Source organism: Tardiphaga robiniae (assembly GCF_013359755.1).
GTDB lineage: Bacteria > Pseudomonadota > Alphaproteobacteria > Rhizobiales > Xanthobacteraceae > Tardiphaga > Tardiphaga robiniae.
Genome location: NZ_JABMCJ010000090.1, coordinates 215,378 through 241,635, shown reverse-complemented (window position 1 = coordinate 241,635; position 26,258 = coordinate 215,378). Strand labels below are relative to the sequence as shown.

Genomic DNA, 26,258 nt, shown 5'->3' with positions numbered 1-26,258 from the left:
GTGACGAACTTGATTTCAGTCAGACAATCGCCATTTTTAGAGGCAGACCAACACCCGCGCACCATTCACCATGATGAGCTTTCCCGCACGATGCCCAGCCTGTCCGAACTCGTCGAAGAAGCACGGCTGTCCGCGCGCGCATTGCTCGATTATGGCGATGGTCTGTTCAATCCCACGGTGCGGCTTGGGGTCACAGGCCTGTCGCGCGCCGGCAAGACGGTCTTCATTACCGCGCTGGTGCATGGCCTGACGCGCGGCGGACGCTTTCCCGTCTTCGAGTCGCTCGCCACCGGACGCATCGCCAAGGCGCGTCTCGCGCCGCAGCCCGACGATGCCGTTCCCCGGTTCGCCTATGAAGAGCATCTGCGCACGCTGATCGACGACCGCCGCTGGCCGAACTCCACCACCGATATCAGCGAGCTGCGTCTGGTCATCGACTATCAGCGCACGAGCGGCGCCGACCGCACGCTGACCCTCGACATCGTCGACTATCCCGGCGAATGGCTGCTGGATCTGCCGCTGCTCAGCAAGAGCTATGAGGAATGGTCCGCGGAGAGCCTTGCGCTATCGCGGCAGGGACCGCGCGCGGCGCTGGCTGCGGCGTTTCACGCGCATCTTGCCACGCTCGATCCCAATGCACCGGAGAACGAGCAGGCGACGCTGATCGCAGCAAAACTCTTCACCGACTATCTGCGCGCCTGCCGCGACGAACGCTTTGCCATGAGCCTGCTGCCGCCGGGCCGCTTCCTGATGCCCGGCAATCTCGCGGGCTCGCCGGCGCTCACCTTTGCGCCGCTCGACGTCGCCAGCGATGGCAGTGCACCGGATGGTTCGCTGTGGGCGATGATGAAGCGACGCTATGAGGCCTACAAGGACGTCGTCGTCCGCCCGTTCTTTCGCGATCACTTCTCGCGGCTGGATCGGCAAATCGTACTCGTCGATGCGCTCTCTGCCTTCAACGCGGGACCCGAAGCACTCCACGATCTCGAAGCCGCCCTCGCCGGCATCCTCGATTGTTTCCGCATCGGCCGCAGCACGATCCTCAGCACGCTGTTTCGGCCGCGCGTCGATCGCATCCTGTTTGCGGCGACCAAGGCCGATCATCTGCATCATCTCAGCCACGACCGGCTGGAGGATGTGCTCCGGCGCACCGTGACCAAGGCGGTATCGCGCTCGGAGCTTGCCGGTGCATCGGTCGATGTCGTCGCCATCGCCGCCGTGCGCGCCACCAAGGAAGCGCTGGTGCAACGCGGCCGTGACAAGCTGCCGTCGATATTGGGCACGCCGGCCGCCGGCGAGGTCGCCAATGGCGAGACCTTCGACGGCGAGACCGAAGTCGCGACCTTTCCCGGCGATCTGCCGACCGATCTCGATGGTTTGTTCGCCGGCGGTTCTTTCAAGGGCCTCTCGACAGATGCCGCCGACAAGGCCGACTATCGCTTCCTGCGCTTCCGCCCGCCGCTGCTCACCCGCGACGGCGGCGAGGAGCCGGCGCTGCCTCACATCCGCCTCGACCGCGCGCTCCAGTTCCTGATCGGAGACAGGCTGCAATGACCGACCGTACGCGCCGCCCGGCCACGTTCCGGCTCGACGATCCCCACGTCACCGTCATGGATGCCGACGAGGACGCCGGCCACCTCAAACGCGGCACTATCCGCATCACGCCCGAAGCCGATCCGATGGCGATGCCCGTCGTCCTCGACGAGCCGCTACGACCCGTACGATCGGGCTTCCGCTGGGGCACGCTGTTCTGGACCGGACTCGGCGGCCTCGTGCTGCTCGGCACGGGTCTCGGCGTCACGCAGTTGGTCCGCGACCTGTTCGCCATCAATGACGGCCTCGGTTTTCTCGGCCTCGGCTTCGCCGCGCTGGTCAGCATCGCGCTGATCGCCATCATCACACGCGAGGCGCTCAGCCTGATGCGGCTCGCCACCATCGAGAAGCTGCATGCCCGCGCGCTGGCCGTGATCGCCAGCGACGACCATGCCGAGAGCCGCGCTGTGCTGGCCGACCTGCTGAAGCTCGCACATACCAATCCGCGCCTCGCCCGCGCGCGCACGGCCCTGCAAGGCCATGCCGACGATATCATCGACGGTGCCGATCTCATTCGCGTGGCCGAACGTGAATTGATGAGCCCGCTCGACATCGAAGCCCGCCGCCTCGTCTCGGTCGCCGCGCAGCGCGTCTCGGTGGTGACCGCCGTCAGCCCGCGCGCGGTGGTCGATGTGCTGTTCGTCGCCGCCGCGGCGATCCGGCTGGTGCGCCAACTCGCAAAACTCTATGGCGGCCGCCCGGGGACTCTCGGGATGATCACGCTGATGCGCCATGCCATCAGCCATCTCGCCATCACCGGCGGTATGGCCGCCAGCGACAGCATGATCCAGCAGGTGCTCGGCCACGGCATCGCCGCGAAACTCTCGCAGCGGCTCGGCGAAGGCGTGCTCAATGGATTGCTCACCGCAAGGCTCGGGCTTGCTGCGATCGACGTGACACGTCCATTGCCATTCACGGCGCTGCCACGCCCGCAGCTTGGCGATCTCGCGAAGGATCTGCTGCGCAAGCGGGATGGGGAAGAGAATACCTAATCCGCGCTACTTCTAAACCGCTGCCACGCAGTCGACCTCGACGTCGAACGGGCCATGCCATCCCGCAACGATGAAAAAGCCGCGTGCCGGCGGCTCGCCTGAGAAGTAACGCGCATAAACCCGATTGATGGTTTCGAACTGATCGGCCCCCGTGCAATAGACATTGCACTTGATCACCCTGCCGATCGATGAACCCGCAGCCGTAAGGCACTGCGCCATCTGATCGAGGACAATCTCGATCTGCCGCTCCAGCGGGAAGCGCTTGATTTCACCGGTCTCGGGATCATAGGGCGGCAATTGCGAGACATAGACGAGATCGCCATAGCGCACGGCCGGCGCGACAGGAACCTTTCGTGCCGCGAAATAGGATGAGAACGGTTCGACGCGGACGAATTGCGCTTCCATGTATTTGCCTCCCGGTGCAATCAATTCCCGGCACATGATCGCATGGGCGGCGGCTCCGGATGGGCCAATTGGTTCGGCGCCGGCCGAACCGACGGGAGTGGCGAATTATCCGGCGAGCCGCTACGCTGGGATATGGTCGCCTCCGCAAACATGGTCGAAGTCGCAGCGCTGGTTGGTGACACTGCGCGCGCGACCATGCTTGCGGCACTCATGGGAGGTCAGGCGCTCACGGCAACCGAGCTGGCGTTTCAGGCGCGGATATCCCGCCCCACTGCGAGCGAACATCTGGTTCGGCTGCTCAACGCGCGATTGATATCGGTGACACCGAGCGGGCGGTTTCGTTACTATCGGATCACATCACCGCTCGTGGCCCAGATGCTGGAAAGTATGATCGCCGTCGCGGCCCTGGAAATGCCACCGAGGCATCGACCGCGCTCCGCCCGCGATGAAGCGTTATGCCTTGCGCGCAGTTGCTACGATCACATGGCCGGACGGTTGGGCGTTGCAGTCGCGGACGCGCTGATCGAACGAGACTACATGCATCTGAGCGCAGATGGCGGGGTGCTTACCGACGCAGGCCACCGCTTCCTCTGCGACTTCGGAGCCAGGCTTGAAACCGACCGCCGCAGCAAGCGCATCTTCTGCCGGGCCTGCCTGGACTGGAGCGAGCGGCGCTATCATGTGGGTGGGTTGGTCGGCGCCGAGCTGCAACGGCGGTTTCTGGAACTCGGATGGGTTGCGCGAACGGGCGCGACTCGCGCCTTTAAAGTAACGGATGCCGGCAAGGTTGAATTGAAAGACATATTTGGTGTCGACCTGGACGTCGCATGCACCAATCGCGGCCTACTTCCGCCTCGTCAACCGGGAGAGAGTCCTCAGCGCGCTGCCAGCTGAATGCGTGACGGCACAGTCATCTCCGCCAGCGCCGGCCAGCGATAGAACGGCGTATCGGGCTTCGGCGTCAGGTCAGGCGTCCAGCCGGTGAGCTTGTCGATCGCATAGTGCTTCATGGCCGTGCCGCGCCAGATGGTATCGACTTTGGTGACAGGCGTGAGCACTGCACTCGTCGTCGCCAGCAGCGGGCGCTGATTGTCCGCGGTCTGCGCGATGTAAAGTCCGTTGTGCCCCTTAATTCTGTCCATGCCGGGATCGCGGAAGCCGATAAATCTGGCGCGCTCATTGACCTGCACCACCGGGACCTTGTCCTTCAGATGCCAGCGCAGCATCGCATAGGTGCGGTAGTCGGTTGTCGCGATCCAGGTGGCGCCGGTGGTCTTCATCTCAGCCAATGCGCGGTCGGCCAGCGCCTGATAGCCGCCCTCGCCGCCGAGCGGATCGTTCTTGCCGATCAGGTTCCACGGCGCGGCCACGCTGTAGAGGAAGACCAGCACCACCAGCGGAATGCCGGTGGCGATGGCGGCGATGCTCCAGCCATAGGAGGCACGCACCATGCGCGGCGACCAGCCGTCGCCCGCGAGCTTCGTCAGGTTGATCGCCGCTGCGCCGATGCCGGCGGGCCACAGGAACATCGGCCAGGTATCGCCGACACGCAGGGTCAGCGACTTCCATGCAAAGAAAAAGAACGGCACCAATACGCAGGTGGCGAGCAGGATCGCGACCGGTTCGCGGCGGCGATAGCCACGCCATGCCGTGACGACGACCGCGGAGAGGATCACCGGCATCAGGATGAAGCCGACCTGACCGAACTGCAGGCCGAGAAAATCGCCGAGCGTGCGCAGCGACACTTCGTTGTTCGTGGTGGCTCGGATGAACTGGAACCTGAACGATGCCCAGTCATGACCGGCATTCCAGATCAGGACCGGCGACGAGATCGCCAGTGCGATCAGCACGGCCAGCCATGGATACGGGCTGCGCAGCCAGCGCCCGCGCCATTCCGGCACCAGCATGAAAGCGAGAATGCCGGGCACGAACATCACCACGGTGAGTTTCGACAGCAGCGCGAGACCGCCGAAGACGCCGGCCGCGAGCCACCAGCGCCCGTCATGGCTTTCGGCAAGCCGCAGCAGCGACCACAGCATCGCCATGGCGAACGGGATCAACGCGACATCCGGCGCGACCTTGGCCATCAGCAATCCGTAATACAGCGCCGCTTCCGACATCAGCACCGCCAGCAGCACCGCACGCAGATCCTGCGTGACGCGGCGAACGATGTCGGCGAGCAGCAATTGCGTCACCGCCATCGCCACGATACCGGCGAAACGCGCGCCGAAATTGGTGTCGCCGAAGATCAGCGTGCCCGCACGGATGAACCATGAGATCATCGGCGGATGATCGAGGAATGACAGCACGTTTTCCTTCGACCAGGTCCAGTAATAGGCCTCGTCGGTGCGCAGATCAAACAGCCCGGCATAGACCAGCCGCATCGCGGTCAGCGCGACCAGCAATGCACCGATCACCCAAAAGGCGCGGCGGGAGACATTCCGATCGAGGTAAGGGTCGGGGAAAGACGTCATCGCCGAGCTTTTCGGCGGACTTCGCCATGCTGTCAACTTGTTGACTTTACTGCTGGATAAGGTCTGTCCGGAGGCCGCTCCGGATGGCATCGGAGCGCGTCTCGCCGTAGGGTTTCGCCATGGACGCGACGTTCAAGACAGCCAGCAGGCCGCCCGGGGCCACCCCCGCCACCGCGTGGTGGCGCGGCATCGGGCTGCGCCAGGTCAGGCTGGTCTGCGGACTGGTGCTGTTCACCTATCTGCTCAGCCATTTTCTGAATCACGCGCTTGGCAATATCTCGCTCGACGCGTTGCAGACCGGCGTCGTGATTCATGCCGGCTTCTGGCAGTTTTTTCCGGTCGCGGTGACCTTCTATTCGGCGGTGACGATCCATGGCGTGCTCGGCGTCTGGGCGCTGTTCGAACGCCGGCAATTCCGCTGGCGAGCCGTCGAGCCGCTGCAACTGGTGCTCGGGCTCAGCATTCCCGCACTCATCGTCGGCCATGTGGTCGCCGTCCGCCTGGGCGAAAACCTGTACGACATCAATCGCAGCTATCCCCAGGTGTTCTATGGCTGGATCACCTCGCCCGCGAAGACGTGGTCGATGTATCTCGTGGTGGTCGTCTCCTGGCTACACGGGTGTATCGGATTGTATTTCTGGCTGCGGCTGAAAGCACACTTCAGGAGCCTGGCGCCCTATCTTCTGTCGGCTGCCGTGCTGATCCCGACACTGGCGCTGCTTGGTATCTTCCAGGGCAAGCGTGAGGTCGAGGCCAAGCTGGCATCGCCGCAATGGCAGGCCGAGAATTTCGGCCCGGACCGGATGGGCACCGCTCCACAGCAGCAGACACTGGGCGACATCACCGACGATCTCCTGATCGGCTATCTCGCGCTGCTTGGTATCGTGCTCGCGGCCCGTGCCATCCGCATGGTCGTCGAACGCCGCGCCGGCATGATCAATCTCTCCTATAGCGACGGTCGCAAGCTGCGCGTCCCTCTCGGCCTCAGCGTGCTGGAAGCGAGCCTACGTCATCGCGTGCCGCATGCCAGCGTCTGCGGCGGACGCGCGCGCTGTTCGACCTGCCGCATTCGCGTCACCAGCGGTGTCGAGACATTGCCGGCACCTTCCGCGCGCGAAGCCTTCGTGCTGAGCAGGATCGGCGGCGCTGCAGATCCCGCGGTCCGGCTGGCCTGCCAGTTGCGGCCGACAACTGATGTGGCCTTCGTTCAACTGTTCGCTCCGCAAGTGACCAGCGCGAATGCGCACGCATCGCAGCCGGCGCGGATCGGCCAGGAGCGTTATCTCGTCTGCATGTTCGTCGACATGCGCGGCTCCACCATGCTCGCCGAGAAGCGGCTGCCTTACGACACCGTGTTCATCGTCAACCGCTTTCTCGACGCCGTCTCGCGAGCTGTGATCGCAAGCGGCGGCAAGCCCAACCAGTTCATCGGCGACGGCGAGCTGGCGCTGTTCGGCCTCGCCTGCGATCCGCAGACCGCGTGTCGTCAGGCCCTGCAGGCTGCACGGCTCATTGCCGAGAATATCGAGGAACTCAATCGCGCCCTCGCCCATGACCTGCCGCAGCCGCTGCGTTTCGGCATCGGCATTCACGGCGGCGAAGTCATCGTCGGCGATATCGGCTATCGCGACCACATGGTGTTCACCGCACTCGGCGATGCGGTCAATGTCGCTGCACGCCTGCAGGACATGACCAAGAGCCTCGCTTGCGAAGTCATCATCTCCGAAGAAGTAAGCACCACTGCAGGCCTCGCGGGTGACGCGCTGCCACAACAGGACGTCGCGATCCGCGGTCGCGCCGCGCCGATGAATGTCCGCACGATCACAGATGCGAAGTTGCTTTCGTCTCTCGTTACCAGCGACATGGTTTCCGCGCTTTAACGCTGTTCCTGCAGGGCGCGCATGCTTTGCCCGCCTGAACAAGCATTCAGAAAATTCCTACAGAATTTCTTCGAACCCGCTCCGAAATCGATGCGACGAATTTGCGATGGATCGAACAGACAGATCCCGCAACCAGCGCTTCGCGCATCACTGAAGGAGAACGACCATGTTTCGCAAACTCGCACTCGCATTCGTTGCAGCAGCTTCCCTCGGCGCGATGGCGCTGACGCCGTCCGCCGCATCGGCCCATGGCTGGGGCTGGCATGGCCATCACCACCACTTCCATGGCGGCGGCTTCTACGGCCCCACTTTCGGCATTGGCTATGTCGGTGGCGGCGGTGGATGCTATGTGAGCCGCCGCGTGATGACGCCCTACGGCCTGCGCTGGCGCACGGTTAACGTCTGCTACTAATCCTCGCATGAGGGCTGCGAACCCCGGCCACCTTGGCCGGGGTTTTGCATTGCAGCGATATCACCCGCGTGCAGGCGACAACGCATGGTCGTATTGCGACCGAACCCGGCACTCTACTTTTGCGACCTTCCGCCGCGTCGGAAACATCCTGAATAGCGACGAATCCCGGCAAATTGGACAGATAACGGTCGGTTTGGACGATTTCTGCACGCCGTTTGAGCTATCAAGCTTGGCAATCCGCGGGTAACGTGCGCATGTCGGATATGCCGGTTTGCGGGGACCGGCAGTTCGTTATCGATTTTGATCCCGCGGAGACGACGTGATGACTAAAGGCACTGTGAAGTGGTTCAACCCGACGAAGGGTTATGGATTCATCCAGCCGGCGAATGGCGGCAAGGACGTGTTCGTTCATATTTCGGCAGTTGAGAAGGCTGGCCTTTCGACACTGAACGAAGGACAGACCGTTGAATTCGAGGAAGTTGCCAACCGCGGCAAGACCTCGGCTGAGAACCTCAAGGTCTGATACATCTGGTTTGATACCAGTGTGATCCGGCTGCTTCCCCGAAGTTTTCCAGATCACGCCTCAACAATGTAGAGCGCATTCGGCACGAGCGGTTTCCTCCAAAGGGGCACCTCTCCTGCAACGCAATCAGTTTCACGCAGGATTGCGCTAATTCGATCCGCGGTGTGCGCTCTAGCCTAACTCCAAAAACCCGAGCTGAGATCTTTGTAAGGTCCGCTCCTTAGAGCCGCCAGTTGACGTGACGCACGCCTCAGCGACGCGACGGCGCTCCATTCCCTGCTTCAGTTTTCCTTGACCCACTGATCGGCCGGCTTGACGTCCGGCAGCTGTGCATAGCCGCGCGTCCACATGTCGACGACCCATTCGGTGCCTGTCGCGCGGTCCAGCAGCACGGCGGTATTGTGCGGCGTCTGCAACACCAGCGCATTGCCGCGATAGCGCGGATTGCCCACCGTGTGATGCTTCAGCAAACCCCAGTCCTGGATGATCAGCAGCAGGCTGGTGACGTTGCGCGTCGTGTCCCAGCAATCGAAATTGTGCTTGTCGTCGAAATAACGGAAATCCGCATTGGCGATCCGCTTGTCGGTGCCGAGCACCGGGCCGACGCGGCGGTCCCACCACACCACCGCCTTCTGCACGGCAGCGCGTTCCGCCGCGGCCGCCCCCTTGCCCGCGGCGAGAAGCTTGGTGAGCGCGGCCCTGTCAGCAGAGGTGAAATCGAAGGCGTGGCGACGCCGGCAGACGAAGCCGTAGCAGATGGTCATGGAACCGGCGGATGGCGGGTAGATCGACACCGACGTGTAGAGATCGCTGACCTCGCGGGACATTTCGATCGCGCGCGCATGCGACATCGAGAACAGGCCGGTCACTGCGATGACAGCTGCCGCCATCAGAATACGAAAATCGGCGACACGAAGATTGAAGTAGCCTGCCCGCATGATTTGCTCCGAGAGAAACGCGCGGAAACCTAACGCAGCGTTCTCGGACTGCCAAGGCAACGGCGGCATTATCCCGGCTCGCTATCCCACCGGCAGCGGTGCGTCGCGCTTCACTTCTTCCATGACGGCGTAAGTACGGCTCTCGCGCACGCCGGGAAGTGCCAGCAGACTTTCGCCGAGAAAACGGCGATAGGCGCTCATGTCGGCAACGCGCGCCTTCACCAGATAATCGAAACCGCCGGCCACCATGTGGCACTCCAGCACTTCCGGCGCGAGCCGCACGGCGCGGGCGAAGCGCTCGAATACATCGGGCGTGGTCTTGTCGAGCAGAACTTCGACGAACACGAGGAGGCCAAGGCCAAGCATCTGCGGATTGAGCCGCGCGCCATAGCCCTCGATATAGCCGTCGCGCTGCAGCCGCTTCAGCCGCTCGCCGATCGAGGTCGGGGACAGGCCGACCTTCTCGGCCAGCTCGACATTGGCGATTCGGCCGTCAGCCTGCAGGACGGCGAGGATTTTCCGGTCAATCTTGTCGATATCGCTCATACCGGGTGTATAGCACGATCATTTCCGGATTATCTAAGGTAAAATTCCGATATTTCCTATCGAACTACGGACAGACCGGGATTAGGCTTGCAGGATATCCGAGGAAACGCCTATGCCGCCCGATTTCATGCCTCCCTTCGCCGCTCCCTATGCACCGGATGATGCGGCCATCGCCGCCGGGCTTCTGGCCGGCGCGGCCATGACGCCCGCCCAGGACGCACAGATCGACGCAACGGCGACGCGCCTGATCGACGCGATCCGCGCCAAGGACGACCGTTTCGGCGGTGTCGAGGACATGTTGCGGGAATATGCGCTCTCCACCAAAGAGGGCCTTGCGCTGATGGTGCTGGCGGAGGCGCTGCTGCGTGTACCGGACGCGCGGACCGCCGACGCCTTCATCGAGGACAAGCTCGGCCAGGGCGACTTCATCCATCACGAGACCAGATCCAGCGCGTTTCTGGTCAACGCCTCCGCATGGGCGCTCGGCATCTCGCAGCGGGCGATTCAGCCGGGCGAGACGCCGACGGGCACGCTGGGCCGGCTGGCGAAGCGGATCGGCCTGCCTGCGGTGCGCACGGCGACGCGGCAGGCGATGCGGCTGATGGGCAGCCACTTCGTGCTCGGCGAAACCATCGATGCAGCGCTGGCCCGCGCGCGTGCACCGTCCGAGCGTCCGGCGCGCTATTCCTTCGACATGCTCGGCGAAGGCGCGCGCACCAAGGACGACGCGCAGCGCTATTTCGACTCCTATGCATCGGCCATCTCGGCCATCGGCCACGCCGCGGGCAACAACCCGCTGCCCGACCGGCCGGGTATTTCGGTCAAACTCTCGGCATTGCATCCGCGCTATGAGGCGGTGAGCCATCAGCGCGTGATGCATGAACTCGTGCCGCGCCTGATCGTGCTGGCGCAGCAAGCGAAGAGCTATGACCTCAATTTCACCGTCGATGCCGAAGAAGCCGACCGGCTCGAACTCTCGCTCGATGTCATCGATGCGGCCTTTGCCGATCCGTCGCTGGCGGGATGGGACGGATTCGGGCTTGCGATCCAGGCCTATCAGAAGCGCTGCGCGGATGTGATCGATCACATCGACGCGCTGGCGCGCCGTCACGATCGCAAGATGATGGTGCGGCTCGTCAAGGGCGCCTATTGGGACACCGAGATCAAGCGCGCGCAGGAACGCGGGCTCGCCGGCTATCCGGTGTTCACGCGCAAGGCGATGACCGACCTCAACTACATCGCCTGCGCACAGAAGCTGCTGGCTTTACGGCCACGCATCTTTCCGCAATTCGCCACTCACAATGCGCTCACCGTCGCGACCATCCTCGAACTGGCTGGCACCAGCGGCGGCTACGAATTCCAGCGCCTGCACGGCATGGGCGACGCGCTTTACGAGCAACTCGGCAAGGATCATCCCGCGATCCGCTGGCGCACCTATGCGCCGGTCGGCAGCCATCGCGATCTGCTGGCCTATCTGGTGCGACGGCTGCTGGAGAATGGCGCGAACTCATCTTTCGTGGCGATCGCCGCGGATGACGCCGTGCCGATCGCGACGCTGCTTAAGCGGCCTGCCGCGATCATCGGCTCTTCGAATGGTGCGCACCATCCGAAGATCCCTTTGCCGGCCGATCTCTATCGACCAGAGCGGACCAATTCACACGGCATCGAATTTGGCGAACGCGCCGCATTGGATGAATTGCTGGCCGAGATTGCGGCCAGCAAGCCAGACATGGACGAGGTCGTTGATGCCAATGCCGAGCAGGCAAATGCCGCGGTGACGGCAGCGCGCGCAGGCTTTGCGTCATGGAGCCACACCCCAGCACATGAACGCGCGGCGATCCTCGACAACGCCGCCGATCGTCTGGAACAGCGCCGCGCGTCCTTCATCGCATTGCTGCAACAGGAAGGCGGCAAGACGCTTGATGATGCGCTGTCGGAGGTCCGCGAAGCCATCGACTTCTGCCGTTACTACGCCACGCAGGGCCGCAAGCAATTCGGCGAGGGCGAGGTGATGCCCGGGCCCACCGGCGAGAGCAACGTGTTGAGCCTGCGCGGCCGTGGCGTCTTCGTCGCCATCTCGCCGTGGAATTTTCCGCTGGCGATCTTTCTCGGCCAGGTCAGCGCCGCGCTGATGGCGGGCAACACGGTTGTCGCCAAGCCGGCCGAACAAACGCCACGCATCGCCGCACGGGCCGTACGCCTGCTTCATGAAGCGGGTGTGCCCACGTCAGCATTGCATCTGATCCAGGGCGACGGCCGCATCGGGGCGGCGCTCGTCGCGCATCCCGCCATCGCCGGTGTGGTGTTCACCGGCTCGACCGAGGTGGCCCGATCCATCAACCGCACCATCGCCGCCAAGGATGGCCCGATCGTGCCACTGATCGCCGAGACCGGCGGCATCAATGCGATGATCGTCGATGCCACTGCGCTGCCGGAACAGGTCGCCGACGATGTGGTGATGTCGGCGTTCCGGTCGGCCGGGCAGCGTTGCTCGGCGTTGCGGCTGCTGCTCCTGCAGGACGATGTCGCCGACCGCATGATCGAGATGATCGTTGGCGCGGCCCGGGAACTCAAGCTCGGCGATCCCCGGGATGCCTCCACCCATATCGGCCCGGTGATCGATGCCGAAGCGAAGCAGAAGCTGGATGCGCATATTGCGCGCATGACGATCGAGGCACGCGTGCACTTTGCGGGCATGGCACCTGCGGGCAACTTCGTCGCGCCGCATATTTTCGAACTCGCGAGCGCACGTGAGCTCACCGAAGAAGTGTTCGGCCCGATCCTGCATGTGGTCCGCTACCGCGCTGCCGGCTTCGACAAGGTGCTGCAGGATATTGCCGACACCGGCTTCGGGCTCACGCTCGGCGTGCATTCGCGGATCGACGATATGGTTGAGCGCGTGATCGCGCGCCTGCCGGTCGGCAATGTCTATGTGAACCGCAACATGATCGGCGCCGTGGTCGGCGTGCAGCCCTTCGGCGGCTTCGGCCTGTCCGGCACCGGCCCAAAGGCCGGCGGCCCGCATTACCTCGCCCGCTTCGCCACCGAACAGACGGTGACGATCAACACCGCCGCCGCGGGTGGCAATGCAGCATTGATGACAGATCAAAACTGATCCTTCTTACCCTCCCCTGGAGGGGAGGGTCGGTGAGCAGCACGCAACGCGTGTTGCGAGACGGGGTGGGGTGAAGCCACAACGACGGAGCTTGCTGCTTCACCCCACCTCGCTGCGCGCTATGCATGCAGCGACCCTCCCCCTCCAGGGGAGGGTTAGCTGAGGCCGTTGCATCACCCATCGAAGATGGGTCAAATGCGTCACCGGATTCCGGATGGAATTAAATTCCGGCAGACGGCAAGAACAACACGCAGAACAAAAGCGACGGGAGTGACGCATGGAAGACGGTCTGTTCAAGGGGCTGAAGGTGCTGGACTGCGCGAGTTTCATCGCCGCGCCCGCCGCAGCCACAGTGCTGTCCGACTTCGGCGCCGACGTCATCAAGATCGAACCACCGGGTGCCGGCGATCCCTATCGCAACCTGCCCAACCTGCCCGGTTATCCCAAGAGCGAACACAACTATGCGTGGATGATGGAGAGCCGGAACAAGAAGAGCCTCGCGCTCGATCTGGCCAAGCCGGAAGGCCAGGCGGTGCTCTACAAGCTCATCGCCGAAGCCGACGTCTTCATCACCAATTTCCCGCCGCCGGTGCGCAAGCGCCTGAAGATTGCCTATGAGGATATCGCGCCGCTGAACGAGCGGCTGATCTATGCCTGCTTCACCGGCTATGGCGACAAGGGCGCGGAAGCCGACAAGCCAGGTTTCGACTCGACGGCGTGGTGGGCGCGCTCCGGCATGATGGATCTGGTGCGGGCGGACGAGGACACGACACCCGCGCGTTCGATCGCCGGCATGGGCGACCATCCCTGTGCTATGGCGCTGTATGGCGCCATCGTCACCGCGCTCTACAAGCGCGAGAAGACCGGCAAGGGCTGCCAGGTGAAATCGAACCTGATGGCCAATGGTGTGTGGTCGTCGAGCGTGCTGGCACAGGCCAAGCTGGTGGGCGCCAAGTTCGAGAAACGCCGCTCGCGCGAGGAAGCGCTCAACGCCGTCACCAATCACTACAGGTGCCGCGACGGCCGCTGGATCATGCTGTCGCTGCTTGCCGAAGAGCGGCAATGGCCGGCCTTCACCAAATGCCTCGGCCGCGAGGACCTGCGCGACGACCCGCGCTTCGCAACCAAACCCGATCGCCATGCGCGCTCGGTCGAACTGATCAAGATCCTCGACGAGGCGTTCGCGACCCGCGACCTCGCCGACTGGCGCCAGCGGCTTGACGGCAACGGCCTCGTGTTCGGCTTTGTCGGCATCCTCGACGATATTCCGAACGATCAGCAGATGAAGGACAACGATGTGCTGATCCCGTTCGAGGGAACCGACATCCTCACCATCAACAGCCCTATCTGGATTGGCGGCGAGACCAAGCGCAAGCCGCATCTGCCGCCGTCCATCGGCCAGCACAGCGACGAGATCCTGCGCGCCGCCGGCTTCGATGATGCCGATATCGCGCGGTTGCGCGCGACGGGCGCGGTAGCATAGCCGCGCAAACTGCAGACTACGAAACCGCAGCAAAAGAGTTTCAATGCTGCGATGCGGTCCGTGATCACGAAGTGGTCACGGGCCGACCTGAAACCGCCTCCCCCAAAACGCGTAGCTGGTCTCGTTAGCGCAACAGGCACTCGCCATGTCGTGCACGACGAGATCACGACGTCTGCGGATTCCCCGCCGGCGACGCCACTATCAACCGGGAGACGACCATGTCCAAGAAGCGCATTGCACTGCTGTCATTTGCCGCCTTCAGCACGCTGATGATTTCGGCGAGCTTCCTTGAGCCTGCTGCTGCCAAGATGATGAAGGGCGAGAACACCGTCATGGTTGGCGGCGCCGCCATGTATCCGTCGAAGAACATCGTCGAGAACGCGGTGAATTCGAAGGATCACACCACGCTGGTCGCCGCCGTGAAGGCTGCCGGCCTCGTCGATACGCTGGCCAGCCCCGGCCCGTTTACCGTCTTCGCGCCGACCAATGCCGCATTCGGCAAATTGCCGAAGGGCACGGTCAATACGCTGGTGCAGCCCGAGAACAAGATGACCCTCACCAAGATCCTCACCTATCATGTGGTTCCCGGACGGCTCTCGGCGGCCGACCTCACCGATGGCAAGAAGCTGACGACTGTTGAAGGCGAGCAGCTCACCGTCAAGCGTTCGGGCGGCAAGGTCACGATCGTCGATGCCAAGGGTGGCGCCTCCACCGTGACGATCCCGAACGTCAACCAGTCGAACGGCGTGATCCACGTCGTCAATACTGTGCTGATGCCGGGCTGATCGTTCCAACGCACAGTCCGAATTGACGCATCTCGCCTCTCCCTGTCCGCAGGGAGAGGTATATTTTTCGACTAGCGCGCCAGCAGCCATCCGAAGAAGCCGAGCCCGAGCAGAACCGCCACACCGATCGCCCAGACGCTGACGCGGATACTGCTTGTCGTCTGCTGCTTGCTCTCGTTCTCGGCAATCGCGATATCCCGTTCCTTGATCTCTTGGTCGGTCTCGTTCATCGCGCCCTCATTTCATTTCACAAAACACATGCCGATCGCAGACGACGCATCCGCGCCAACCTGCTGACAGGCGAGACCTTCGGCACAGGTCCAGGACGCGAAGCTCTTGTCCGCGACGCCCTTCTGCTTCGGTCGATAACATGTCGCACCCCAGCCATCGAGGAGAGGCGATCCCGCGAGTTCATTGTTACCACGCATCTGCGGACGATCCGAAAACCCGCGCGAAAAATCCGGCGCCTTTCCATCGCGTATCGCCATGACGATATCGCGACGGCGGGGCTGGTCACCGATGAAATGCGGCGATGCGGCAACCGTTCCCTGCGATTGGTCTGCCAGCGTGTCCGCGCCCGGAAAATGGAAGCCACCGATGCCGCGGATCTGGTGGCAACCACCGCAGGTGATGTCGTTCAGCCGCCGCGCGAAGCCAGCCGGCGAACGGATATTCTCCAAGGCGCCGCCCTGCGCCACTGCCCGCTCCAGCGCGGCGACGACGTCACGCTCGCTGAACACGCCCTTCCCCTTGCTGTCTATCAGCCCGAATTCCGGCTGCAGGGCCGACGGTGCAAAGCCGGCTGGTGTCGACGACAGCGACGTGGTCGCAAGGAATTTCTCGGGGATCAAAACTGTACCGCGATCGAAAGCAAGGAGATTGACGGGCGCAAGCAGCCAGTCGCGAAACGCGCGACCGAGCGCCGCATCAGCCAGCAACCGGTCACGGTCGATCTGGTTCTCCATGGGTGCCTCGCGAAACTGCTTCACGGTGGCATCGAAGCGAAACACCTTCTGCAAATAGTCGGTGCGGAATTCCTGCGTCTCGGACTTCGGTCGATGCACAATCTGCAGATTGGTCTCGACGCGATCGACATGCGCGGCTGTGATTGTCGCAAGCGGACCATCCGGTTTCAGCAAGCGATCTGCGCGTGCTGCGCCAGTCTCGATGAATGACGCAGAGTCGAGCCAGCGCCCGGCGAGATCCGCGCATGTCACCGACGCATCGTTCAGGTCCTTCGCACGAAGCACAAGATTGAGCGTCATCGGCAGACGCGGCGGCGTTGTGCCAGCGGCCGCGCGCGTGAGGCGATAGATCAGCCTGATCTCGCCGCAGGTCTCCGGCGCGACATAGGCCCGGTCCATGCGATTGACGATCCCGGCGAGAACGAACCGCACGTCCGGCGATGTCAGCGTCGCCTGGTCGAACAGTTGCACATCGTGGCCGGGGCCGACTCCGATCCTCACACGCGGCTGATGCTTTTGATGATCGGCGAGATAGCGCGCAAAGGCATCATCCAGCGCGGCGCGGATTTGTGTCATCGCAGGCAGAGCAAACAGCGCGTCGTTGGGGATCGGCGTTGTCCGCGCGGGATCTAGCAGCTGCGCGAGGCTGAGACCGTGGGTGTTGTGCGTTTCCAGTGTCCGCAACACACCGGGATCGGTGACGGCGAGACCATTGCCCTCATCCGCCCGCGCGACGGGAGCCACGAGGCAGAGCAGCACGGCAATGAAGCTCAAGCGAAGTCGCACGGCGCTATCCCAGACGTCACGTCAGGAGGCTAGCCCAAAACAAAGGCCGCTGCACCAGCAGCGGCCTGAACGCTTTCATCGCAGAAAGAGCGGATCAGCGGGCAACGATCAGGCCGCGGCTCGTGACCACCGTCCAGCGACCATCCTGCTTGCGGATCGCATCGACGCGGCCGAGACCCGGAACCGGATCACCGGCATAGACTTCGAAGATTCCAGCGCGGCCCTCGATGGTGGCGCCGCCGCCGGCGATGTCGATGATACGCCAGCCTTCGACCATGGGCAGGCGCGCAACTTCGGGCTTCGGTGCCGGGGTCGGCACCGGGGCGTTGATCGAACCTGTCACTTCCTTGGCCGGTGCCGAGGCAACCGGTGCAGGGGCCGGCGCGGGCGCAGCAGCGGGCGGCGGCGTGGTGCGCAGCTTTTCGACGGTCTCGCTCAGCTTCGCGAGTTTCGCGGCCGGTTCGGCCTGGCCCTTCTCAAGCTTGTCGAGACGCTCGGCAGACTTCGCGCGCGCCGCAATGGACTGCTTGGCGTTGCGGTCGACCTCGGCCTTGAGCGCCGAGAGTTCGCCGTCGAGACGGGCAATGTGTTCTTCCAGTGCCTGGTTGGTCGACTTGGTGTCGTCGGCGGCAAACAGCTTGCCGAGGCCCGACATGGCCACCGAACCGCCGACTGCGCCGACGGTGATACCCAGCGCGATCATCGCGGCAATCGCCATCATCCGGCTACGGCCAGCCTTCTCTGCCGACTCAATCTTCGGCTCGGAATTGACGAAGTCTTCCCAGGAGCGCTCGCGCGACGCATTCTCACGGGACGCGCCCTCATGCGGGCCGCTGTCGCGGGAAGGAGCCATGATGGTGATCCGGCCGGGCGCTCCGAGCTTCGGCGCTTCCCTCTTTGGCATCTGGGCGGGGCGGTCAGCACCGCTGCGATCGTCGCCCTGCTCCGGTGCGAGCTTCGGCGAATCCACGTGAATGTCAGCATCGTGGGAACCGGCCGCCGCCGCGGCGCCGGTGTCGACGTGATCGCCGCTGACGTCTGGGGTGGAATCGGCCTTGTGCTCGCTCACGATCAAATTCTCCAGAATAGATGAACACTTTGGTAACTTTCATTGCTTGCCAAATCCTTACCGGGTGCAGTGCTTACGAAAATTTCACCTCTTGTCCGGCGATGGGAACCGTTGCTTGACGCGCACGCGCCCCGCCCGCACAACACCAGCAAACAGAACAATCGGGGAAATGCCATGAAGCTCTACGATTCCATCGGACCGAATCCGCGCGTGGTGCGCATGTTCTTGGCCGAGAAGGGCATCAGCCTCCCCGTCCAGACCGTCGATCTTGCTGGTGGCGAGAACCGCGAACGCGCGCATCTGGCGCGCAATCCGCACGGGCAGATGCCGACGCTCGAGCTCGACGATGGCGCCTATGTTTCGGAGACGGTCGCGATCTGCGAATATGTCGAGGAGACGCATCCGACGCCGCCGCTGATCGGCACCACGCCCGAGCAGCGCGCCGAGGCACGGATGTGGCGGCAGCGCGTCGATCTCAACATCTGCCAGCACATCGCCAACGGCTATCGCTTCGCCGAGGGATTGAAGCGCTTCGAGACGCGCATCGTCTGCGTCCCTGAAGGCGCGCCGGGCCTGAAGACAATCGCCATCGACCGGCTGCGCTGGCTCGACGGACAGATGGGCGGCAAGACCTTCATCTGCGGCGAACGGTTCACGATGGCGGATATCGTGCTGTTCTGCTGGCTCGATTTCGCCGACAAGGTGAAGCAGCCGTGGGACCGGGGCAATGCGAAGATCGCGGCGTGGTTCGAGCGCGTCGGCGCGCGGGAGTCAGCGAAGGCGTAGCGTTACAGCACCACCGGCGCATCTGGCAGTTCATTCACCGAGCCGGCATCGCGCGGGAAGTGAGCCGCCAGATGCTGCGTCACCGCGTCGATCCCCTTGATCACGCCGCGCTCGAAATGCCCGGCGCGAAACTCCGCCTCCATCATCTGGCAGATCGCTTCCCAGCCGGGTTTGCCGACGCGGGCATCGATGCCGCGGTCGACCACGATCTCGACATCGCGATCGGCGAGCAGCAGATAGATCAGCACACCGTTGTTATGCGCGGTGTCCCAGACGCGCAGTTGCGCGAACACGTCGATGGCGCGTTCGCGCGCGGACTGATTGCGGAACAGCGGCGCGCCGTCGAGCGCGCCCTCGACGACAAAGCGGATCTGGCCCGCATGGCTGGCCTCGGAGGCCTTGATGGCCTGTTCGATCGCCGCCAGCGATTCCGGCGGGAACGCCTTGCGGACGCGCGAGCGATTGCCGAGCAGATGGTTGCCGATGCGTTTCAAGCTCATCACCAACTCCCCGAAGCGCCGCCGCCACCGAAACTGCCGCCGCCTCCGCTGAAGCCGCCGCTGCTCGATGAACTCCCTGATGACCAGGAACCGCCGCCGCCCCCGATATAGCCACCGCCGCGACGTCCACCGCCTCCGCCACCCGACATGAGGGCCTCGCTGATCAGCGTAAAGAAAAACGCGACCGCGCCGAGAATGCCGCCGAACAGCAGGCTGCCGGCGACCAACCAGACCACCGCGGTGACGAGCCCGCCGGTCACCAGCGAGCCGAACAGCCGGCCGAAAATGTTGCGCAGGATGCTGCCGAAGATCAGAACGCCGAACAACAGGAACGGCGCATATTCCATGATCTGATCGAGGGCATTCGAATTGCCCTTCCATTCATCCGGCGCCGGCAGCGGCTCGCCATCGACCACCTTGATGATCTGGTTGACGCCGGCCGTGATGCCACCAGCGAAATCGCCGGTCTTGAAGCGCGGCGTGATGATCTCGTCCATGATCCGTTTCGTGGTCACGTCGGTCAGCGCGCCTTCGAGGCCGTAGCCAACTTCGATGCGGAGCTTGCGATCATCCTTGGCGACCAGCAGGATCGCGCCGTCATCGACTTTCTTGCGGCCGATCTTCCAGGCTTCGGCAACGCGGATGGAGTATTGCGCGATGGCTTCCGGCGCCGTGGTGGGCACGATCAGCACCACGATCTGGCTGCCCTTGCGCGACTCGAAATCACGCAGCGTGCTGTCGAGGGACGCCTGTTCGCTCTGGCTCAGCGTCGCGGTCTGGTCGACCACGCGCCCCGTCAGCGCCGGCACAGCCACATCGGCCAGAGCGACGGCGCTCCAGCACAGCAGCAATGCCAGCAGACAGGCTTTGATCGCCTTCATCGGATCGGCCTGATCGGCACCGGCCTATTTCGCGGGCGCCGGCGTCGGGTTGAAGTCGACCTTCGGCGCGGTCGAGATTTCGCTCTCATTGGCGACCGAGAAATTCGCCTTCTCCTTGTAGCCGAACATCATGGCGGTCAGATTGTTCGGGAAGGTGCGCACGCCGACGTTATAATCCTGCACCGACTTGATGTAGCGGTTGCGCGCCACGGTGATACGGTTCTCGGTGCCTTCGAGCTGCGACATCAGATCCTTGAACAGCGCGTCCGACTTGAGCTGCGGATAGTTCTCGGTGACCACGAGCAAGCGCGACAGCGCGCTGGAGAGTTCGCCTTGCGCGGCCTGGAATTTCTGCAGCGCGGCGGGATCGTTGACCACATCAGGCGTCGCCTGCACCGAGCCGACCTTGGCGCGTGCATTTGTGACGCCCAGAAGAACGTCCTTCTCCTGCTGCGCGAAGCCCTTCACGGAATTCACGAGATTCGGCACGAGGTCCGCGCGGCGCTGATACTGGTTGACCACCTCCGACCAGGCCGACTTGACCTGCTCATCATTGGTCTGGATCGCGTTGTAACCGCAATTGGTCAGGCTGAGGGTCGCCAGTGCTGCCAGCACGGTCAAAAACTTGCGCATGAAATTCTCCTGTGACGCGGCTCAAATGGCTCGACCGCTTCTAGCACAGGCAAACGACGAAAGCCGCCACAAGTTCATCGCGAATGCTGCAATGCCCATACGGGTTTATGTTTGCATGCCCGGCATTCGTTGTTAGCCTTGCCGCAACCATCGGCCCACAGAAGCCGAGGACATTTGGGGAGGTTTCCATGACGGACGTGCTGAACACGTTTCCGACCGTTGGCGCGCAGACCTTGCGGGCGCTGGCGCGCTATCCGGATCGCATCGCTTTCAGTTGGCCCGGCGGCTCGATCACCTATCGCGGCACTACGGACCTGATCGCGCGGCTGCAGAATGTGTTCATGAACCTCGGCGCACAGCCCGGCACGAAAGTGGCGCTGCTCACAGCCAATCGCGCCGACACCTGGTGCGCCGGGGTCGCGGCGCAACTGTCGCGTTTCGCAATCTCCTGGCTGCATCCGCTGGGCTCGATGCAGGACCAGATCGACCAGATCGAGGACGCCGAAGCAACGATCCTGATCATTGACGCCGACAATTTCCTGCAGCGCGGCGGCGAGCTCGCCTCGCGCGCGCAGGGCCTGCAACACGTATTCACGCTGGGCCGTGCAGACTACGGCATCGATCTGCTGAAAGTCGTCGGCTCAGGCGGCAGCGCCACCGCGCGGGACTTTGCACAGGTCGATGACATCGCCGTGCTGAACTACACCGGCGGCACCACCGGAAAATCCAAGGGCGCGCTGCGCCGACATCGTGAAGTGTCGGGTTTTGCCAGCGCCATTCTATCCGACTTCGAAATTCCGGACACGCCGAGCTATCTCACGGTGGCGCCGATCAGTCATGTCGCCGGCACCAAGGTGCTGCCGACGCTGATGCGGGGCGGCACGGTGCATATGCTGAAGGGGTTCGATCCCGAGGCGGTGCTCAAGACCATCGAACGCGAGCGGATCAATTTCACGCTGTTCGTGCCGACCATGATCTATGTGTTGCTCGACAACCCGACGCTGTCAAAGACCGATCTGTCATCACTCGATCTGGTGCTTTACGGCGCATCGCCGATGTCGCCCAGCCGGCTGGTGGAAGGTATCGAACGCATCGGCCCGGTGTTCTCGCAGCTCTACGGGCAGACCGAATGCTATCCGGTGTCCGTGCTGCGCAAGACGGATCACGATCCGAAGAAGCCCGAACTGTTTTTGTCCTGTGGATTCCCCATCGCCGTCTGCGACGTCCGCATTCTCGACGATGACGATCAGCAAGTGTCGCCCGGCGAGGCCGGCGAAATCTGCGTGCGCGCGCCGCATGTGATGAAGGAATACTGGAAACGTCCGGAGCAGACGGCGGAAACGCTGAAGAACGGCTGGCTGCATACTGGCGACATCGCCCGCGCGGACGAGCGCGGCTACATGTTCATCCTCGACCGCAAGAAGGACATGATCGTCTCCGGCGGCTTCAACATCTTCCCGCGCGAGATCGAGGATGTGTTGACCACCCATGCCGATGTCGCCATGTGCGCCGTGGTCGGCGTGCCCGACGACAAATGGGGCGAGGCTGTCACCGCCATCGTGGTCGCGCGTGGCGGTGCGAAGCCGGATGCGGATGAGCTGATCAATCTGGTGAAGACCCGCAAGGGTTCGGCCCATGCGCCGAAGCACATCAAATTCGTCAGTGAGTTGCCGATGACGGGCGTCGGCAAGATCGACAAGAAGGCGCTGCGCGCAAGCTTCTGGGTCGGACGCGAACGGATGGTGGGGTAAGGGGCTTAGCTCACAGGCCCGGACTCTAACCTATCCGTTGTCATCCCCGCGAAGGCGGGGATCCATAGCCTCCGCAGAGCTAATCTAACGCTGTGGTTGAGGCCTTTCCGTCATTTACTCCTATCGTGGTTATGGGTCCCCGCCCCGCGCGCGCCATTGGCGTGCTAGGCGGGGACGACAATTGAGAGGCCAGAGCCCCCACACACAACCGTCCTGACAAGTGACTTGCATGATGATAGTTACTCCCCTATCTTCCCGCCATGGAGCGCAAGAGTTTCGAGAAACTGGAATGCCCGGTCGCCCGCAGCCTTGAGCGCGTCGGCGAGTGGTGGAGCATTCTGATCATGCGCGATGCCATCTACGGCATGACGCGGTTCGACCAGTTCCAGAAGAACCTCAACATCGCGCCGAACATGCTGACCCGCCGGCTGGCAGTCCTGGTCGAGGCCGGGCTGCTGGAGAAGCGGCTATATTGCGAAAAGCCGCCGCGCTACGAATATATCGTGACCCCGCGCGGCCGGGATTTCCGCTCCGTACTGTGGTCGCTGCAAAGCTGGGGCAACCGTCACTTCGCGCCGGAGGGTGAAAGCGTTGTTCTGATCGACAAGGAGACCGGCGAGACCGCCGATCCCATCCTGGTCGACCGTCGTACCGGCAAACCAATCACCGAAGCCACCCACGCCAATGCGCCCGGCCCCGCCGCCAGCGCACGCGTGCAACGGCGGCTCAGCAAACCGCGCCCGCAGAAGGACGGATCACCATGAAACTGGAAACGCCGCAGGCCATCGTCGCCGCTACGGCCGCGCCCGTCCACGAGATGAACCCGCGGACCCGGATGCTGCTGCAGGCGCCGATCGCTTCCACGCTGGTCAAGCTGGCCTGGCCCAATCTGCTGGTGATGCTGGCGCAGGCTTCCACCGGCCTGATCGAAACCTGGTGGGTGTCGCATCTCGGCAGCGACGCGCTGACCGGCATGGCCGTGGTGTTTCCCGGCTTCATGATGATGCAGATGCTGTCGGCTGGTGCCATGGGCGGCGGCATTTCCTCGGCGATCGCGCGTGCGCTCGGCGCGCGCCGCACCGACGATGCCGAAGCACTGGTGATGCATGCCACGCTCATCAATATCCTGCTCGGCCTGATCGGCTCGGCAATCTTCCTGATCTGGGGCCGTGCGATTTACACGGCGATGGGCGTCAGCGGCGGCGCGCTGGACGCGGCCATGCAGTATTCCAACGTGGTGTTCGGCGGCAGCGTTTTAGTTTGGCTGATGAACGGCTTTGCCAGCATCATCCGCGGCACCGGCAATATGCTGGTGCCGTCGCTGTCGATCTGTATCGGCGTGGTGCTGCTGATCCCGCTGTCGCCGCTGCTGATCTTCGGCTGGGGACCGATTCCGGCCCTCGGCATTGCCGGCGGCGGCTGGGCCGTGGTGCTGTCGACCTTCACCGTGGGCGCGGTGCTCGCAGGATACATCCTCTCCGGCCGCTGCATCGTGCATTTCAAGCTGGCCCGCCTGCGCTGGGATCTCTCGGCCGACATCTTGCGCGTCGGCGCCATCGCTGCGGTGATTTCGCTGCAGACGAGTTTCACGGTGCTGCTGACCACCGCACTGGTCGGCGGCTTCGCTGGCGGCGACGCCGTGGCGGGCTTCGGCACCGGCGTCCGGCTGGAATATCTGATGGTGCCATTGGCGTTTGGATTTGGCGGACCTCTGGTGGCCCTGGTCGGCACCAATATCGGCGCCGGACAGGAGCAGCGCGCGCTGCGGGCGGCGCTGATCGGCGGCGGCATGGTGTTCGTGATCACCGAAACCGTCGGCCTGGCGGCCGCGATCTGGCCAGCCGCGTGGCTCGGCCTGTTCGGGTCGGATCCGCAGATGATCGAGACCGGCAGCGCCTATCTGCGGATTGTCGGCCCGGCCTATGGCTTCTTCGGCCTCGGCCTGTCGCTGTATTTCGCCTCTCAGGGCGCCGGCAAGATGCTCTATCCCCTGCTCGCCGGCGTGCTGCGGCTGCTGATCTCGATCGGCGGCGGCTGGCTGGCGCTGCGGCTGACGGGATCGCTGACCTGGCTGTTCGCCTGCCTGGCCTTCGCGCTGGTCGTCTACGGCACTATCATCGTCACGGCGGTGGCGTCCGGGACCTGGTTCAAGACCAAGCCGGTCTGACGGCGATGTAATCGCCTGACAGCGATGTGATCAGCCGAAAGCGGATTTTCCGCTGGGAATAAACTGGGAATAAAGATGTGCATATGCCTCATGCAGTTACACGCCTGTAGGGGCAAAGCGAACTATCCTAGATAGCGCGGATCGGCGGTCAGTTCGGCCGCACCCAGGAATCCCCAGCTATGGCAGACGGTATCGTGGCACAGGCTCCCCAGCCGACGGAAGGGCTGACGCCGAGCCAGCAGCGTTGGGCGCGGCTTGCCATCTTTACCGCCCTTGCCATGGCCTCGCTCGATACCGCCATCGCCAATATCGCGTTGCCTTCCATCGCCAGCGACCTCCATGCCACGCCAGCGGATGTGATCTGGGTGGTCAATGTCTACCAGATCGCCATGGTCGCCACGCTGCTGCCATTCGGCGCGCTGGGCGAGATCGTCGGCCATCAGCGCATCTATCTCGGCGGGCTGATCCTGTTCACCATCGCGTCGGTCGCCTGCGCATTCGCGTGGTCGCTGGACACTTTGCTGTTCGCGCGGGTGCTGCAGGGCCTCGGCGCCGCCGGCGCCATGAGCGTCAATGCCGCGCTGGTCCGGGTGGTTTATCCCCCAAGCCATTTCGGCCGCGGGCTCGGTCATAACGCTCTCGTCGTCGCGACGGCCTTCACCCTCGGCCCCACCATCGCCTCGGGCATCCTGTCGGTTGCAACCTGGCCCTGGCTGTTCGCGATCAACCTGCCCTTCGGCCTCGCCGCCATTATCATCAGCCTCAAGACGCTGCCAAAGACCACGCGCGCCACCCATCGTTTCGATTTTCTCGGTGCCCTGCTGACCTCGCTCTGTCTCGGCCTGCTGATCCTCGGCATCGACAGCGCCGCCCATCACACCGCGCCGTCCATCGTCGTCGCCGAACTGGTTGCCGGCCTGTTGTTCGGCTGGCTGCTGCTCCGCCGGCAGGCCGATCACCCTGCGCCCATGCTGCCGATCGACCTGTTTCGCCGCCCGTTGTTCGCGCTGTCGGCGGCCACGGCGGTTTGCTCCTTCTCCGTCCAGGGCCTCGCCTTTGTGTCGCTGCCGTTCTACTTCGAGGAAGTTCTGCATCGTTCGGCAGTCGAGACCGGCTTCTTCCTGACGCCCTGGCCGCTGGTCGTCGGCATCATGGCGCCGATCGCCGGCCGGTTGTCGGACCACTATCCCGCCGGGCTTCTTGGCGGTATCGGCATGGCCCTGCTCGGCATCGGCATGGTGCTGCTGGCCACCCTGCCGCCCGACCCGAGCGTCGCCAATATCGTCTGGCGGATGGTGATCTGCGGCGCCGGCTTCGGCTTCTTCCAGGCGCCGAACATGAAGGCGATCATGTCGAGCGCGCCGGCCGGCCGTAGCGGCGGCGCCAGCGGTATCGTGGCCACCGCCCGGCTGACCGGCCAGAGCATGGGCGCAGCGCTTGCCGCCTTCTGCTTCGGCCTGTTCGGCCATGGCGGCGCGACCTGGGCGCTGGCGCTCGGTGCCGGTTTTGCCGCGCTCGGCTGCGTCATGAGCTTCCTGCGGCTGATCGTCCCGTCGTCACCCAGTCACTGATTT

General features: G+C 63.7%; 24 protein-coding genes. 14 read left to right on the top strand and 10 right to left on the bottom strand.

Going from position 1 to position 26,258, the window contains the following annotated elements:
• Positions 1–90: 90 nt before the first annotated feature.
• Both HP556_RS20940 and HP556_RS20935 read left to right on the top strand, forming a co-directional pair.
• Positions 91–1,554, top strand: a complete 1,464-nt coding sequence (locus HP556_RS20940; protein WP_175368400.1) for a YcjX family GTP-binding protein — start codon at positions 91–93, stop codon at positions 1,552–1,554.
• Complete coding sequence (locus HP556_RS20935) at positions 1,551–2,585, top strand: YcjF family protein (protein WP_175368399.1); 1,035 nt, start codon at positions 1,551–1,553, stop codon at positions 2,583–2,585. The genes HP556_RS20940 and HP556_RS20935 overlap by 4 nt, the downstream gene beginning before the upstream one ends.
• Positions 2,586–2,597: 12 nt before the next feature.
• Here the strand turns inward: HP556_RS20935 and HP556_RS20930 are convergent, their stop codons facing one another.
• A complete protein-coding gene (locus tag HP556_RS20930) occupies positions 2,598–2,990 on the bottom strand; it encodes a RidA family protein (RefSeq protein WP_175368398.1) in 393 nt (130 codons plus the stop codon).
• Between the two features lie 42 nt (positions 2,991–3,032).
• On the opposite strand from HP556_RS20930, the gene HP556_RS20925 reads away from it, so the two are divergent.
• A complete protein-coding gene (locus tag HP556_RS20925; RefSeq protein ID WP_244628601.1) occupies positions 3,033–3,884 on the top strand; it encodes an ArsR/SmtB family transcription factor in 852 nt (283 codons plus the stop codon).
• On the opposite strand, the gene HP556_RS20920 is transcribed toward HP556_RS20925, so the two are convergent.
• Entirely contained in the window at positions 3,866–5,464 is a 1,599-nt protein-coding gene (locus tag HP556_RS20920; protein ID WP_175368397.1) for a glycosyltransferase family 39 protein, read from the bottom strand. The genes HP556_RS20925 and HP556_RS20920 overlap by 19 nt on opposite strands.
• A gap of 119 nt (positions 5,465–5,583) precedes the next feature.
• Between HP556_RS20920 and HP556_RS20915 the strand changes: the two genes are divergently transcribed.
• From HP556_RS20915 to HP556_RS20905, 3 genes are all read left to right on the top strand, one after another.
• Positions 5,584–7,344 (top strand): adenylate/guanylate cyclase domain-containing protein, encoded by a 1,761-nt coding sequence (locus HP556_RS20915; protein ID WP_175368396.1) that lies wholly within the window; start codon positions 5,584–5,586, stop codon positions 7,342–7,344.
• A 166-nt stretch (positions 7,345–7,510) separates the two neighbouring features.
• Positions 7,511–7,756, top strand: a complete 246-nt coding sequence (locus tag HP556_RS20910) for a hypothetical protein (protein ID WP_093756722.1) — start codon at positions 7,511–7,513, stop codon at positions 7,754–7,756.
• A gap of 322 nt (positions 7,757–8,078) precedes the next feature.
• Positions 8,079–8,279 (top strand): cold-shock protein, encoded by a 201-nt coding sequence (locus HP556_RS20905; protein ID WP_068734210.1) that lies wholly within the window; start codon positions 8,079–8,081, stop codon positions 8,277–8,279.
• 281 nt (positions 8,280–8,560) lie between these two features.
• Here the strand turns inward: HP556_RS20905 and HP556_RS20900 are convergent, their stop codons facing one another.
• Together HP556_RS20900 and HP556_RS20895 are read right to left on the bottom strand one after the other, a co-directional pair.
• Positions 8,561–9,130, bottom strand: a complete 570-nt coding sequence (locus HP556_RS20900) for a hypothetical protein (protein ID WP_420878687.1) — start codon at positions 9,128–9,130, stop codon at positions 8,561–8,563.
• A gap of 168 nt (positions 9,131–9,298) precedes the next feature.
• Positions 9,299–9,763, bottom strand: coding sequence for an Lrp/AsnC ligand binding domain-containing protein (locus HP556_RS20895; RefSeq protein WP_068734214.1), 465 nt, complete (start codon positions 9,761–9,763; stop codon positions 9,299–9,301).
• A gap of 112 nt (positions 9,764–9,875) precedes the next feature.
• Between HP556_RS20895 and putA the strand changes: the two genes are divergently transcribed.
• From putA to HP556_RS20880, 3 genes are all read left to right on the top strand, one after another.
• Complete coding sequence (gene putA, locus HP556_RS20890; protein ID WP_175368395.1) at positions 9,876–12,878, top strand: bifunctional proline dehydrogenase/L-glutamate gamma-semialdehyde dehydrogenase PutA; 3,003 nt, start codon at positions 9,876–9,878, stop codon at positions 12,876–12,878.
• A 277-nt stretch (positions 12,879–13,155) separates the two neighbouring features.
• Positions 13,156–14,361: a CaiB/BaiF CoA transferase family protein gene (locus tag HP556_RS20885; protein WP_175368394.1), complete on the top strand. Its 1,206-nt coding sequence runs from the start codon at positions 13,156–13,158 to the stop codon at positions 14,359–14,361.
• 218 nt (positions 14,362–14,579) lie between these two features.
• Positions 14,580–15,146 (top strand): fasciclin domain-containing protein, encoded by a 567-nt coding sequence (locus tag HP556_RS20880; RefSeq protein ID WP_175368393.1) that lies wholly within the window; start codon positions 14,580–14,582, stop codon positions 15,144–15,146.
• 71 nt (positions 15,147–15,217) lie between these two features.
• Here the strand turns inward: HP556_RS20880 and HP556_RS20875 are convergent, their stop codons facing one another.
• From HP556_RS20875 to HP556_RS20865, 3 genes are all read right to left on the bottom strand, one after another.
• On the bottom strand, positions 15,218–15,376 hold the full coding sequence (locus tag HP556_RS20875; protein WP_175368392.1) for a hypothetical protein: 159 nt from the start codon (positions 15,374–15,376) through the stop codon (positions 15,218–15,220).
• A gap of 12 nt (positions 15,377–15,388) precedes the next feature.
• On the bottom strand, positions 15,389–16,897 hold the full coding sequence (locus HP556_RS20870) for a hypothetical protein (RefSeq protein ID WP_175368391.1): 1,509 nt from the start codon (positions 16,895–16,897) through the stop codon (positions 15,389–15,391).
• Between the two features lie 94 nt (positions 16,898–16,991).
• Entirely contained in the window at positions 16,992–17,966 is a 975-nt protein-coding gene (locus HP556_RS20865) for a hypothetical protein (protein WP_175368390.1), read from the bottom strand.
• A gap of 174 nt (positions 17,967–18,140) precedes the next feature.
• On the opposite strand from HP556_RS20865, the gene HP556_RS20860 reads away from it, so the two are divergent.
• On the top strand, positions 18,141–18,752 hold the full coding sequence (locus HP556_RS20860; RefSeq protein ID WP_175368389.1) for a glutathione S-transferase family protein: 612 nt from the start codon (positions 18,141–18,143) through the stop codon (positions 18,750–18,752).
• Positions 18,753–18,754: 2 nt separating this feature from the next.
• Here the strand turns inward: HP556_RS20860 and HP556_RS20855 are convergent, their stop codons facing one another.
• From HP556_RS20855 to HP556_RS20845, 3 genes are read right to left on the bottom strand one after another with little or no spacing between them, the layout of a single operon-like run.
• Positions 18,755–19,252, bottom strand: coding sequence for a TPM domain-containing protein (locus tag HP556_RS20855; protein ID WP_175368388.1), 498 nt, complete (start codon positions 19,250–19,252; stop codon positions 18,755–18,757).
• The gene (locus HP556_RS20850) at positions 19,252–20,133 is read right to left on the bottom strand and encodes a TPM domain-containing protein (RefSeq protein ID WP_175368387.1); all 882 of its coding nucleotides are present in this window, start codon (positions 20,131–20,133) and stop codon (positions 19,252–19,254) included. Before HP556_RS20850 ends, HP556_RS20855 begins: the two co-directional genes overlap by 1 nt.
• A 24-nt stretch (positions 20,134–20,157) precedes the next feature.
• A complete protein-coding gene (locus HP556_RS20845; protein ID WP_089265314.1) occupies positions 20,158–20,766 on the bottom strand; it encodes a LemA family protein in 609 nt (202 codons plus the stop codon).
• Between the two features lie 188 nt (positions 20,767–20,954).
• On the opposite strand from HP556_RS20845, the gene HP556_RS20840 reads away from it, so the two are divergent.
• From HP556_RS20840 to HP556_RS20825, 4 genes are all read left to right on the top strand, one after another.
• A complete protein-coding gene (locus HP556_RS20840; protein WP_175368386.1) occupies positions 20,955–22,517 on the top strand; it encodes an AMP-binding protein in 1,563 nt (520 codons plus the stop codon).
• A 260-nt stretch (positions 22,518–22,777) separates the two neighbouring features.
• Complete coding sequence (locus HP556_RS20835; RefSeq protein ID WP_175368385.1) at positions 22,778–23,281, top strand: helix-turn-helix transcriptional regulator; 504 nt, start codon at positions 22,778–22,780, stop codon at positions 23,279–23,281.
• Positions 23,278–24,684 (top strand): MATE family efflux transporter, encoded by a 1,407-nt coding sequence (locus HP556_RS20830; RefSeq protein ID WP_246297834.1) that lies wholly within the window; start codon positions 23,278–23,280, stop codon positions 24,682–24,684. Before HP556_RS20835 ends, HP556_RS20830 begins: the two co-directional genes overlap by 4 nt.
• 179 nt (positions 24,685–24,863) lie before the next feature.
• Positions 24,864–26,255 (top strand): MFS transporter, encoded by a 1,392-nt coding sequence (locus HP556_RS20825; protein ID WP_175368384.1) that lies wholly within the window; start codon positions 24,864–24,866, stop codon positions 26,253–26,255.
• Positions 26,256–26,258 lie beyond the last annotated feature (3 nt).